The 13,699-nt window shown below is 42.0% G+C and carries 10 protein-coding genes; 9 read left to right on the forward strand and 1 reads right to left on the reverse strand.

Annotated elements, in window-relative coordinates; translation table 11 throughout:
- Positions 1-190: 190 nt before the first annotated feature.
- From V4C51_RS00020 to V4C51_RS00060, 9 genes are all read left to right on the forward strand, one after another.
- Positions 191-1,267: a chymotrypsin family serine protease gene (locus V4C51_RS00020; protein ID WP_330923919.1), complete on the forward strand. Its 1,077-nt coding sequence runs from the start codon at positions 191-193 to the stop codon at positions 1,265-1,267.
- A gap of 103 nt (positions 1,268-1,370) precedes the next feature.
- The gene (locus V4C51_RS00025; protein WP_330923921.1) at positions 1,371-2,441 is read left to right on the forward strand and encodes a chymotrypsin family serine protease; all 1,071 of its coding nucleotides are present in this window, start codon (positions 1,371-1,373) and stop codon (positions 2,439-2,441) included.
- Positions 2,442-2,557: 116 nt separating this feature from the next.
- Complete coding sequence (locus tag V4C51_RS00030) at positions 2,558-3,637, forward strand: chymotrypsin family serine protease (protein ID WP_330923923.1); 1,080 nt, start codon at positions 2,558-2,560, stop codon at positions 3,635-3,637.
- Positions 3,638-3,753: 116 nt separating this feature from the next.
- Positions 3,754-4,830 (forward strand): chymotrypsin family serine protease, encoded by a 1,077-nt coding sequence (locus tag V4C51_RS00035; RefSeq protein ID WP_330923924.1) that lies wholly within the window; start codon positions 3,754-3,756, stop codon positions 4,828-4,830.
- A 116-nt stretch (positions 4,831-4,946) separates the two neighbouring features.
- Positions 4,947-6,032: a chymotrypsin family serine protease gene (locus V4C51_RS00040; RefSeq protein ID WP_330923926.1), complete on the forward strand. Its 1,086-nt coding sequence runs from the start codon at positions 4,947-4,949 to the stop codon at positions 6,030-6,032.
- Between the two features lie 1,107 nt (positions 6,033-7,139).
- A complete protein-coding gene (locus V4C51_RS00045; protein ID WP_330923928.1) occupies positions 7,140-8,222 on the forward strand; it encodes a chymotrypsin family serine protease in 1,083 nt (360 codons plus the stop codon).
- 393 nt (positions 8,223-8,615) lie between these two features.
- A complete protein-coding gene (locus V4C51_RS00050) occupies positions 8,616-9,689 on the forward strand; it encodes a chymotrypsin family serine protease (RefSeq protein WP_330923930.1) in 1,074 nt (357 codons plus the stop codon).
- Positions 9,690-9,805: 116 nt separating this feature from the next.
- Complete coding sequence (locus tag V4C51_RS00055; protein ID WP_330923932.1) at positions 9,806-10,879, forward strand: chymotrypsin family serine protease; 1,074 nt, start codon at positions 9,806-9,808, stop codon at positions 10,877-10,879.
- 656 nt (positions 10,880-11,535) lie between these two features.
- Complete coding sequence (locus V4C51_RS00060) at positions 11,536-12,162, forward strand: heme-binding beta-barrel domain-containing protein (protein ID WP_330923934.1); 627 nt, start codon at positions 11,536-11,538, stop codon at positions 12,160-12,162.
- A 319-nt stretch (positions 12,163-12,481) separates the two neighbouring features.
- Here the strand turns inward: V4C51_RS00060 and V4C51_RS00065 are convergent, their stop codons facing one another.
- On the reverse strand, positions 12,482-13,588 hold the full coding sequence (locus V4C51_RS00065; protein WP_330923936.1) for a hypothetical protein: 1,107 nt from the start codon (positions 13,586-13,588) through the stop codon (positions 12,482-12,484).
- Between the last annotated feature and the right edge of the window lie 111 nt (positions 13,589-13,699).

Below are 13,699 nucleotides of genomic sequence, written 5' to 3' on the forward strand. Positions count from 1 at the left end.
GACAGGCTCCCAGGTACTTCCATACCATATCCATGGTAAAGAATATATGACTTTTTCCTGTAAGAATCTTTAGGCATTTCTCTGTTCATTAAAAGAAGATCTGTCTATAGATAACCAAGCTGGAAATATATCTTTACGAGAAATTCCAAAAAAATTGTTAAGCAACCCCTCTTTAACATTGAGTATCAACATGCAGACTTTACCCAACGCATCACTCGAACTCGCATCAATTCAACAACGAGAAGAAACAGCACTACTGAATTTACCGAATGTCGTCGGTGTTGGTATCGGCACAAAACAAAAAGGAGAGGCAGATACCGGAACGCCATGCATCACTGCATTGGTTTCCACAAAGTGGCCAAAATCCCTGCTTGCCAGCACAGATTTGATTCCACACTGTGTGGGTGAGAAAAAGACACCAACAGATGTCGTTGAAGCTGGAGAATTTTTTGCCGGAGGTAGCTATTCAAACGACGCGCGGGAAAAAAGTGTTCATGATTCTCCCATTGCGAACGACAATCCTTCGCTTTTATCGCCGTCTGAATCAGGCTATAACCTTGGCGACCAACAGATAACACCGACATCTCTGAAACGAAGAGTACGCCCGGCACAAGGCGGCTTTAGTTGTGGTAGCTACCGAATAAAAAACTCAGGAACTATCGCCACTTGCTGTTGCGATTGGGAGCCTTCTCCCACAGAAACCAAGAAATTCTACATACTAAGTAACAACCATGTCTTGGCCAATTTCAACAACGCCCAGATTGGTGATCCAATCTTACAACCGGGTCCTGGTGATGGTGGCGTTTATCCGCAAGATATGATTGCTCGACTAACGCGTTTTATCCCCATTCAATTTTCCACTGACTCCAGTCAACCGTCGAATTATGTTGACGCGGCTATTGCGGAAGGTAACTTACAAGACCTCGATCGCGAAATCTATTGGGGAGGCCATGTAAAAGATTCATATACATCCCCAAACGTTGGCGATATTGTACAAAAATGTGGTCGCACAACGGGATTTACAACAGGAAAAATTATTACTATTAACACAACAGTGGATCTAAACTACCATTATGGCCGAAAAGCGCGATTTGCAAGACAGATAGTAGCCACAGGCATGTGTGAAGGAGGTGACTCTGGGAGCCTGGTTTTAAACCGGGATGAACATGCGGTAGGGTTAGTATGTGCCGGTTCACCTCAGGCAACCGCTATTAATAATATTCTTTATGTACAACGACTCTTGCAAATCAGAGTGCATGAAAAATAACGATTAATCTCAAACGCACGGATAGATGAGAGTACTTCTATTCTATTGATTTTTTTATTCGAAAAAATTGTTAAACAACCCCTCTTTAACATTGAGTATCAATATGCAGACTTTACCCAACGCATCGCTCGAACTCGCATCAATTCAACAACGAGAAGAAACAGCACTACTGAATTTACCGAATGTCGTCGGTGTTGGCATCGGCACAAAACAAAAAGGAGAGGCAGATACCGGAACGCCATGCATCACTGCATTGGTTTCCACAAAGTGGCCAAAATCCCTGCTTGCCAGCACAGATTTGATTCCACACTGTGTGGGTGAGAAAAAGACACCAACAGATGTCGTTGAAGTTGGAGAGTTTTTTGCCGGAGGTAGCTATTCAAACGACGCGCGGGAAAAAAGTGTTCATGATTCTCCCATTGCGAACGACAATCCTTCGCTTTTATCGCCGTCTGAATCAGGCTATAACCTTGGTGACCAACAAGTAACGACAACTCTGACACGAAGAGTGCGCCCGGCACAAAGTGGCTTTAGTTGTGCTCACTACCGAGTAACCAAAGGAACTATCGGCACTTGCTGTTACGACGCGCGGCCTTTTCCCTCAATGCACGAGAAATACTATATATTAGGTAACAACCATGTCTTGGCCGATTCAAACAAAGCCAAGATTGGTGATCCAATCTTACAGCCGGGTCGTGGTGATGGTGGCGTTTATCCGCAAGATATGATTGCTCGACTAACACGTTATGTGCCCATTCAATTTTCCACTGACTCCAGTCAACCGTCGAATTATGTTGACGCGGCTATTGCGGAAGGTAAATTACAAGACCTCGATCGCGAGATCTATTGGGGAGGCCATGTAAAACGTTTATTTACGGCCCCAAGTGTTGGCGATATTTTACAAAAATGTGGTCGCACAACGGGATTTACAACAGGAAAAATTACTACTATTAACACAACAGTGGATATAAACTACCCTAAAGGCAAAATCGCGCGATTTGTAGAACAGATATTAACCACACGTATGAGCATGTCAGGTGACTCTGGGAGCCTGGTTGTAAACGCGGATGAACATGCGGTAGGATTAATATGCGGCAGTTCAACTGCAGCATCCGTCATTAATAATATTCTTTATGTACAACTACTCTTGCAAATCAAAGTGCATGAACAATAAATATTAATTTCAAACGCGCAGGTATATGCTGAGAGTATATGAGAGTACTTCTATTCTATTGATTTTTTTATTCGAAAAAATTGTTAAGCAAACCCTCTTTAACATTGAGTATCAACATGCAGACTTTACCCAACGCATCACTCGAACTCGCATCAATTCAACAACGAGAAGAAGCATCACTATTAAATTTACCGAATGTCGTCGGTGTTGGTATCGGCACAAAACAAAAAGGAGAAGCAGATACCGGAATGCCATGCATCACCGCATTGGTTTCCTCAAAGTGGCCAAAGTCCCTGCTTGCCAGCACAGATTTGATTCCACGCTGCGTGGGTGAGAAAAAGACACCAACAGATGTTATTGACGTTGGAGAAATTTTTGCCGGAGGTGACGGAGGTGACTATCCAAACGACGCGCGGGAAAAAAGTGTTCATGATTCTCTCGTTACGGGCGATGATCCTTCACTTTTATTGCCGTCTGAATCAGGCTATAACCTTGGTGACCAACAAGTAACGACAACTCTGACACAAAGAATACGCCCGGCGCAAAGTGGCTTTAGTTGTGGTCACTACCGAGTAAACAAAGGAACTATCGGCACTTGCTGTTACGACGCGCTGCCTTTTCCCTCAATCCCCGAGAGATACTTTATATTAAGTAACAACCATGTCTTGGCCGATTCAAACAAAGCCCGGATTGGTGATCCAATCTTACAGCCGTGTCCTGCTGATGGTGGCGTTTATCCGCAAGATATGATTGCTCGACTAACGCGTTTTATCCCCATTGAATTTTCCACTGCCTATAGTAAACCGTTGAATTATGTTGACGCGGCTATTGCGGAAGGTAACTTACAAGACCTCGATCGCGAGATCTATTGGGGAGGCCATGTAAAACGTTTATTTACGGACCCAAGTGTTGGCGATATCTTACAAAAATGTGGTCGCACAACGGGATTTACAACAGGAAAAATTATTTCTATTAACACAACAGTGGATATAAAATACCCTAATGGCAAAATCGCGCGACTTGCAGAACAGATAGTAACCACACGTATGAGCATGTCAGGTGACTCTGGGAGCTTGGTTGTAAACGCGGATGAACATGCGGTAGGATTAATATGTGGCAGTTCAATTTCAACATCCATCATTAATAATCTTTTTTATGTACAACTACTCTTGCAAATCAGAGTGCATGAACGATAAATATTAATCTCAGACGCGCAGGTATATGCTGAGAGTATATGAGAGCACTTCTATTCTATTGATTTTTTTATTCGAAAAAGTTGTTAAGCAACCCCTCTTTAACATTGAGTATTAACATGCAAACGTTACCCAAAGCCTCACTCGAACTCGCATCAATTCAACAACGAGAAGAAACAGCGCTATTAAATTTACCGAATGTCGTCGGTGTTGGTATCGGCACAAAACAAAAAGGAGAAGCAGATACCGGAATGCCATGCATCACCGCATTGGTTTCCTCAAAGCTGCCAAAGTCCCTGCTTGCCAGCACAGATTTGATTCCACGCTGCGTGGGTGAGAAAAAGACACCAACAGATGTTATTGACGTTGGAGAAATTTTTGCCGGAGGTAACTATCCAAACGACGCGCGGGAAAAAAGTGTTCATGATTCTCCCATTGCAAAGGATGATTCTTCGCCTTTATTGCTGCCTGAATCAGGCTATAACCTTGGCGACCAACAGATAACACCGACATCTCTGAAACGAAGAATACGCCCGGCGCAAAGTGGCTTTAGTTGTGGTCACTACCGAGGAGCAATCACAGGAACTATCGGCACTTGCTGTTACAATGTGCTGCCTTTTCCCTCAATCCCCGAGAGATACTTTATATTAAGTAACAACCATGTCTTGGCCGATTCAAACAAAGCCAAGATTGGTGATCCAATCTTACAGCCGGGTCGTGGTGATGGTGGCGTTTATCCGCAAGATATGATTGCTCGACTCGCACGTTATGTGCCCATTCAATTTTCCACTGACTCTTTCAAACCGTTGAATTATGTTGACGCGGCTATTGCGGAAGGTAACTTACAAGACCTCGATCGCGAGATCTATTGGGGAGGCCATGTAAAACGCTTATTTACGGCCCCAAGTGTTGGCGATATCTTACAAAAATGTGGTCGCACAACGGGATTTACAACAGGAAAAATTATTTCTATTAACACAACATTGGATGTAAAATGCTTTGGCGGCAGATTCGCGCGATTTGCAGAACAGATAGTAACCACACGTATGAGCATGCCAGGTGACTCTGGGAGCTTGGTTGTAAACGCGGATGAACATGCGGTAGGATTAATATTTGGCTATTCAAATTCAATATCCATCATTAATAATCTTTTTTATGTACAACTACTCTTGCAAATCAGAGTGCATGAACGATAAATATTAATCTCAGACGGGCAGGTATATGCTGAGAGTATATGAGAGCACTTCTATTCTATTGATTTTTTTATTCGAAAAAGTTGTTAAACAACCCCTCTTTAACATTGAGTATCAACATGCAAACGTTACCCAAAGCCTCACTCGAACTCGCATCAATTCAACAACGAGAAGAAACAGCGCTATTAAATTTACCGAATGTCGTCGGTGTTGGCATCGGCACAAAACAAAAAGGAGAGGCAGATACCGGAACGCCATGCATCACCGCATTGGTTTCCTCAAAGCTGCCAAAGTCCCTGCTTGCCAGCACAGATTTGATTCCACGCTGCGTGGGTGAGAAAAAGACACCAACAGATGTTATTGACGTTGGAGAAATTTTTGCCGGAGGTAACTATCCAAACGACGCGCGGGAAAAAAGTATTCATGATTCTCCCATTGCGAACGATGATTCTTCGCCTTTTTCTTCACCTTTATTGCTGCCTGAACCAGGCTATAACCTTGGTGACCAACAAGTAACGACAACTCTGACACGAAGAATACGCCCGGCACAAGGTGGCTTCAGTTGTGGTCACTACCGAGGAACAACCACAGCAACTATCGGCACTTGCTGTTACGATTCGCTGCCTTCTCCCTCAATGCCCGAGAAATACTATATATTAAGTAACAACCATGTCTTGGCCGATTTAAACGACGCCCGGGTTGGTGATTCAATCGTACAGCCGGGCCCTGCTGATGGTGGCGTTTGTCCGCAAGATACGATTGCTCGACTAACGCGTTTTATCCCCATTGAATTTTCCACTGACTCCAGTAAACCGTTGAATTATGTTGACGCGGCTATTGCGGAAGGTAACTTACAAGACCTCAATCGCGAGATGTATTGGGGAGGCCATGTAAAAGATTTATATACGACCCCAAGTATTGGCGATATTTTACAAAAATGTGGTCGCACAACGGGATTTACAACAGGAAGAGTTATTGCGATCAACACAACATTGGATGTAGGCTACGTTGGTGGCAAAGTCGCGCGATTTACAGAACAGATAGTAACCACACGTATGAGCATGACAGGTGACTCTGGGAGCCTGGTTGTAAATACAGATGAACATGCAGTAGGATTAATGTGTGGCAGTTCAAATTCAGTGTCCGTCATTAATAATATTCTTTATGTACAACAACTCTTGCAAATCAGAGTGCATGAAAAATAACGATTAATCTCAGACGCCTGGGTATATACTGGGGGCATGTGAGGGCACTTCTATTCTACTTATTCTACTAATTGTTGTTAGCCAACGTACTCGCCAAACCTGAGGCAAAGAACAATGAATAATTAGTAGTTAGTCGATGGGTATTACCTGTGGTGAAGAAAGTTTTTTAATGGCTGGTGACGATTGTTGGACTCCCTCCCCCAAGACGCGACCAGGAGCCTGTCGGACTTAAGGCAATTTTGGCCTGAAATCCAGAAAGAGCGGCCATATTCACTTCGCGCTCGTGAGTACTGCGCTCATTTGCGTTGTAAACACATTCTTTATAAACATATAAACATATAAACATATAAACATATAAACAGTCATCGTCGTACGCCTAAAGATGCTTTACCGTTTTTCACAACACCTCTGTGGTATCTTAGAAGCAGTCTTAAAAGTCTGCCCGTAGCGAGGACTGTGAGAAATGGAGGATAAAAAGTCGGTTTTGTGAGGAGAATAGCGGGACTATTTGACGAACAAAAGCGACTTTTTAGACCCATTTATCGTAGCCGCAGTAAGTACATGACCAAATGAAAACATATATTTTCTTGCTGGCAGGCCTTGCAAGGCCTGTAGGCCAACTTGAAAAGCAAATGGTCATGTACTTAGGAGCATGACTTTTAAGACTGCTTCTTAGTGAACACATAAAACGTTAATCACTGCCACAGGAAAACCGGATAAGGATATCAGCAAAGCTGAGTCTATTGAATAGACGCGATCAATATATCTGATTTATAACCCTTTTTTATGCTTTTTATACGTTGCTTTTATCCTTTTTTTGTTCTTAAATTCAGAGGCATTCAGATGTTTGGGAGCCATCGGAGCGCTAGACCTGTCGCTACGTGGGCATTTTTAGCGACAGGTGGTTATGACCGCATTACGCGCACCAGGCACTTCCTTACCGTATCCATGGTAAAGACTATATGACCTTTGCTTGTAAGAATTTTTAGGCATTTCTCTGTTCATCAAAAGCAGGTCTGTCTATAGATAACCAAGCTGGAAATATACCTTTACGGGAAATTCCAAAAAATTGTTAAACAACCAATCTTCAAAAAATAGAGTATCAAAATGCAAACGTTACCCAAAGCATCATTCGAACTCGCATCAATTCAGAAACGAGAAGAAACGGCACTACTCAATTTACCGAATGTCGTCGGTGTTGGCATCGGCACAAGACAAAAAGGAGAGGCAGATACCGGAACGCCCTGCATCACCGCATTGGTTTCCTCAAAGTTTCCAAAGTCCCTGCTTGCCAGCACAGATTTGATTCCAAAATGTGTGGGTGAGAAAAAGACACCAACAGATGTTGTTGAAGTTGGCCATTTTTTTGCCGGAGGTGAGTATTCAAACCCTGTGCAGGAAAAACGTGTTCAAGATTCTCCCATTGCCGATGGTGATCCTTCGCTTTTATTGCCGTCTGAATCAAACTATACCCTTGGTGACGGCCCAGCAACAGCAACATCGGCATCTCTTACACGAAGAATGCGCCCGGCACAAGGTGGCTTTAGTTGTGGTCACTACCTGACGGGCTTAGGAACTATCGCCACTTGCTGTTACGATTTGGACCCTTTTCCCTCAATGCCCCAGAGATACTACATACTAAGCACCAACAGTGCCATAGCCAGTTTAAACGACGCCCGAGCTGGTGATCCAATCTTACAGCCGGCTCTTGGTGATGGCGGCATGTATCCGAGTGATATGATTGCTCGACTAACACGTTATGTGACCATTGAATTTTCGACTGACTGTAGCCAACCGGTGAATTATGTTGACGCCGCTATTGCAGAAGGTAACTTACAAGACCTCAATCGCAAGATCTATTGGGGAGGCCATGTAAAAGATTTATATACGACCCCAAGTGTTAACGATATTGTACAAAAATCTGGTCGCACAACGGGATTTACGACAGGAAGAGTTACTACTATTAACACAACATTGGATATGAACTACAGTAACGGTCGAAAAGCGCGATTTGAAAAACAGATAATAGCCACAGGTATGAGTAATGAGCCAGGTGACTCTGGGAGCCTGGTTTTAAATCTGGATGAACATGCAGTAGGGTTAATAAGTGGCGGTTCAAGTACAGCAACCATCATCAATAATATTCTTTTTGTACAAGCGCTCTTGAAAGTCAGAGTGCATGAAAAATAACGATTAATCTAAAACGCCCGGGTATATAGTGAGGGTATATGAGGGCACTTCTATTCTATTGATTGTTTTTAGCCAGCGCATTCGCCAAACCTGAGGCAAAAAACAGCTAATAAATTAATAATTAGTCGTTAAGAGGTGCCCTGAATAGAGTTTATCATTTTTTTAATTATCGAACATTTGGCGAAGGCGAATGTGACAGCTGAACACGCCTTACAACCCACTTCGTCGTGGATGGACACAAAAAAGCATATACCCTTTCTTTGTAAGAATTTTCAGGCGTTTCATCTGTTCATCAAGGGAAGTGCTGCCTGTAGATAACCAGGTTGGAAATATACCTTTACGGGAAATTCAAAAAAATTGTTAAACAACCACTCTTTAAAACTGAGTATCAACATGCAAACGTTACCCAAAGCATCAGCCGAACTCGCATCAATTCAGGAACGAGAAGAAACAGCACTATTAAATTTACCAAATGTCGTCGGTGTTGGCATCGGTACAAAACAAAAAGGAGAGGCAGATACCAGAACGCCATGCATCACTACACTGGTTTCCTCAAAGTTACCAAAGTCACTGCTTGCTAGCACAGATTTGATTCCACGCTGTGTGGGTGAGAAAAAGACACCAACAGATGTTGTTGAAGTTGGCGATTTTTTTGCCGGAGGTGCCGGAGGTAACTATTCAAGCTACGTGCAGGAAAAAAGTGTTCATGATTCTCCCATTGCGAACGATGATCCTTCGCTTTTATTGCCGTCTGAATCAGGCTATAACCTTGGTAACCTGGCAGATCTTCTGAGACGAAGAATACGCCCGGCACAAGGTGGCTTCAGTTGTGGTCACTACCGAGCAAACGCAGGAACTATCGCCACTTGCTGTTACGATTCGGATCCTTTTCCCTCAATGCCCAGTAGATACTACCTATTAAGTACCAACCTTATCTTAGCCAGGTCTAACGACGCCAAGATTGGTGATCCAATCTTACAGCCGGGTTTTAATGATGGTGGCGTTTATCCGCGTGATATGATTGCTCGACTAACGCGTTTTGTCCCCATTAAATTTTCCACTGCCTGTAGCAAACCGATAAATTATGTTGACGCCGCTATTGCAGAAGGTAACTTACAAGATCTCGATCGCAAGATCTATTGGGGAGGCCATATAAAAGATTTATATGCGTCCCCACATGTTGGCGATTTTGTACAAAAATGTGGCTGCGCAACGGGGTTTACAACAGGAAGAGTTACTACTATTAATACGACAGTGGATATATACTACGGTGATAGCCGAAAAGTGCGATTTGCGAAACAGATATTAGCGACCAATATGGGCAAGCCTGGTGACTCTGGGAGCCTGGTTGTAAACGTGGATGAGCATGCAGTAGGGTTAATCATTGGCGGTTCAAGTACAACAACCGTTATTAATAATATTCTTTATATACAACGACTCTTAAACGTCAGACTGCATGAAAAATAACGATTAATCTCAGACGCCCGGTTATATACCGAGGGCATATGAGGACACTTCTATTCTGTTGATTTTTTTATTCGAAAAAACTGTTAAACAGCCACTCTTTAACATTGAGTATCAACATGCAAACTTTACCCAAAGCATCACTCGAACTCGCATCAATTCAGGAACGAGAAGAAACATCACTACTCAATTTACCGAATGTCGTCGGTGTTGGCATCGGCACAAAACAAAAAGGAGAGGCAGATACCGGAACGCCATGCATCACTGCATTGGTTTCCTCAAAGTTGCCAAAATCTATGCTTGCTAGCGCAGATTTGATTCCACGCTGTGTGGGTGAGAAAAAGACACCAACAGATGTCGTTGAAGTTGGGGAATTTTTTGCCGGAGGTAACTATTCAAACTACGTGCAGGAAAGAAGTATTCATGATTCTCCCATTGCAGAGGGTGATCCTTCGCCTTTATTGCTGCCTGAATCAGGCTATAACTTTGGTGCCCCACCAAAAAAGCCGGCATATCTGTCACGAAGAATACGCCCGGCACAAGGTGGCTTTAGTTGTAGTCGCTACCGATCAGTAATCACAGGAACTATCGGCACTTGCTGTTACGACTTTGACCCTTTTCCCAAAATACCCAAGAGATATTACCTATTAAGTAGCAACCATATCTTGACCAGTTTAGACAACGCCCTGATTGGTGATCCAATCTTACAGCCGGCTCTTGCTGATGGTGGCATTTATCCGCGTGATATGATTGCTCGACTAACACGTTATGTGCCCATTGAATATTCAACTGCCTTTAGAAAACCGCTAAACTATGTTGACGCCGCTATTGCGGAAGGTAACTTACAAAACCTCGATCGTGAAATCTATTGGGCAAGCCATGTAAAAGATTTATATACGTCCCCACGTGTTGGCGATATTGTACAAAAATGTGGTCGTACAACGGGATTTACAACAGGAAAAATTAGGACTATTAACACAACATTGGATCTAAACTGGAGTGGACGAAGAGCGCGATTCGCAAGACAGATATTAGCCACAGCTATGAGTGGGCCAGGTGACTCTGGGAGCCTGGTTTTAAACCGGGATGAACATGCAATAGGGTTAATAAGTGGCGGTTCACGTAGAGCAACCATCATTAATAATATTTTTTATGTGCAACAACTCTTGAACATCAGAGTGCATGAAAAATAACGATTAATCTCAGACGCCCGGGTATATGAGGACACTTCTATTCTATTAATTTTTTTAGCCAACGCACTTACCAAACCTGTGGCAACAAACAATTAATAAATGAATAATTAGTCGTTAATAGAGGTACCCTAAAGAGGATTTATCATTTTTTTAATTGTCGAACATTTGGAGAATGTGAATATGACAGTTGAACACGCCTTGCAACGCACTGCATCGTAGGTGAACACAATAGAGGGAGTTATGGAGATTGGACAAGGGGAATAAGCAGCAAAGACCCTCGTTGAAGACCTTAAAAGTACTTAAAAAGTACTTAAAATAAAAGGTGAGCGAAGTGCTTACCCTGCATGGGTCCGCTAAGAAGCAGTCTTAAAAGTCTGCCCGTAGCGAGGACTGCGAGAAATGGAGGATAAAAAGTCGCTTTTGTGAGGAGAATAGCGGGACTATTTGACGAACAAAAGCGACTTTTTAGACCCATTTATCTTAGCCGCGGTAGGAGCATGACTTTTAAGACTGCTTCCCGGTTATTGTGTGTCTGTCGGACCAGATATTTTCATTTAAAAAGGTTTCAACAAGAGTATTTTTTTCAGGCCCAGCACTTCTGTTTTCAAGCTGCTATAGGTATTATCATTATTCTTATAAAACAATAATGACTTTTTATGAAAAAAATAATTGCTACCGGTTTATATACTCTTGCTTTCTGCTCATCAGGTTATTCAAACTCTACCATGATAGATGGCAAGGATTTTGGCCCACTTGCTCTATTAGTGGGTTCATGGGAGTCCACAGATACTGGTGGTGTTGACTTAGCGCCATCACAAGCAAAAGAGGGTGTGGCACCTGGTCAACCAGCAGTCTCTCCATTTTATGAAAAATTTACTTTTGAGGTCGCTGCCGATGCAACAAATGCCAGCAAGCAACACCTGGTAGCACTGTATTATAAACAAGAAGTCTTCAGAAAATCTGATAATACTAAATTTCATGATCAGCGCGGCTACTTCATCTATGATAAGGAAAGAGAAACCGTTTATAATTCATTCTGCATACCAAGAGCGACTTGTGTGACGGCTGAAGGTAAAGCAGGATTGAATATGACGTTGAAGTCCTCTGATAAAGGAATAGCAGAATCAAACTTCATGAACAAAAACGCAAAAACAAATAGTTTTGTTATGAATATTAAAATAGAAAAAAATAAATTATCCTACACACAAACAACTGATTTAGCTATTTATGGCAAATCTTTTTCGCACACAGATGGAGGTAATTTGGTTAAAGTTGGAAGTTAATTCAACGATACCCTCCCTTTTTTAAGGGAGGGGAAAACTTAAATTTCAATAAAACCCACTCTAATTGTCTAGGAGCCTGACCGAGAATAGCGCCCTTAGCGAGGATTGCGAGAAATTGAGGATAAAAATTTCTGTTTCTGAGGAGAATAGCGGGGTTATTTGATGAAGAAGCAGAAATTTTTAGACCAATTTATCGCAACCGCAATAGCGCAGTCTATTCTCGGACAGGCTCCTAGCATCAAAGCACCTTTCCCATCAAAAAAATGATAAAAGAGAATTATACACAACGCCTACCTTTACCCCATTAACTGAATAAAAATTAAAACCCAACACCTTCACAAATTACAGGGCTTTCTTTTCCATTAACACTCATAACACAATTACCTGTCGTTCTTTCTTCAAACTTAAAATCAACGTTAAATATGTTATGCGCTATCAAACTTAGATCATCAAGTATAGACCCTTTAACCCCAGTAAAAGCTGTAGTGGTATCAGTTATATAAAATGATGATTTGACCCAGTTTCTTTTTATCGTCGCAGAACCATCCGTTGGAACTCCTCTAATCATTGCAGAAGATCTATTGCTGGTTCCATAATCACCAAAATTAAACCAATTATCAGTAATAATTACATATTTTCCACCATTGCCATCATTATCACTGTGCATATCAAATTGGTGATAAGCACCTCGACCACCACCGTTCATCACTAAATTATGGTGCGCATAATAACCTTCCCCTGCAAGCCCGGAACCAGCTATAGCATGACGGTTTGCATCAAAAACATTACAGCTGATTTCTGCGCTGGCATTACCGTTCTGCACAACAACACCATAACCTAACCCCGATTTTATATTATGATGTATATAATTGTGATTAACGGATGCATTTTTAGATTTTTTTATAGAAAAGGCTGCCCAGGGCCACCCATGCAGCTCATTGTTGTCTATTTGAATATTTTTACTATTCTCCAATGTTTGTATGCCAATAGTTTTTTTAACTGATTCTGCTTCTTTTACCGGCCCCTCAATTCTCAATCCAGTAACTCTGGCATTGCTGCCAATAGTAATAACCGGGTAGTTATCCTCATTATTATTTTCATTTTCAGAAACCAACAACCTTCCTCCCGGACTACCATTAACCCCCCTGTCACTGAAAAGTGTTTGACCACTTTTTATTTCAAGAGCTCTTGGCAAGTTTGGAATATGAATAGTCGTATTTGAAGGAATGTAAATATATTCATGCCCTGCTTCTACTTCTTTAATTAAAGACTCGTAATCTGTTACTTCAAAATAGTTAACACTATGAGTAAATATTCTGTTTGGTATATAATGCCCACCACCAATGACACCACAGCTTTCATTAGAGAAAGCAATTGAATTTTTTGAAAATGCCATTATAGAAAATATTAAAATAATTTTTTTCATAAGCATTAAAAATTCTCACGAGAGACTACCTGTTACCCTGAATTCAGCAGTTGAATGCCATTTTTTCTATGAGAAATAAGGCGCTCAGCAAGTTAACAGCGATCCACTGCT

The organism is Candidatus Sororendozoicomonas aggregata, assembly GCF_031528575.1.
Lineage (GTDB): Bacteria > Pseudomonadota > Gammaproteobacteria > Pseudomonadales > Endozoicomonadaceae > Endonucleibacter > Endonucleibacter aggregata.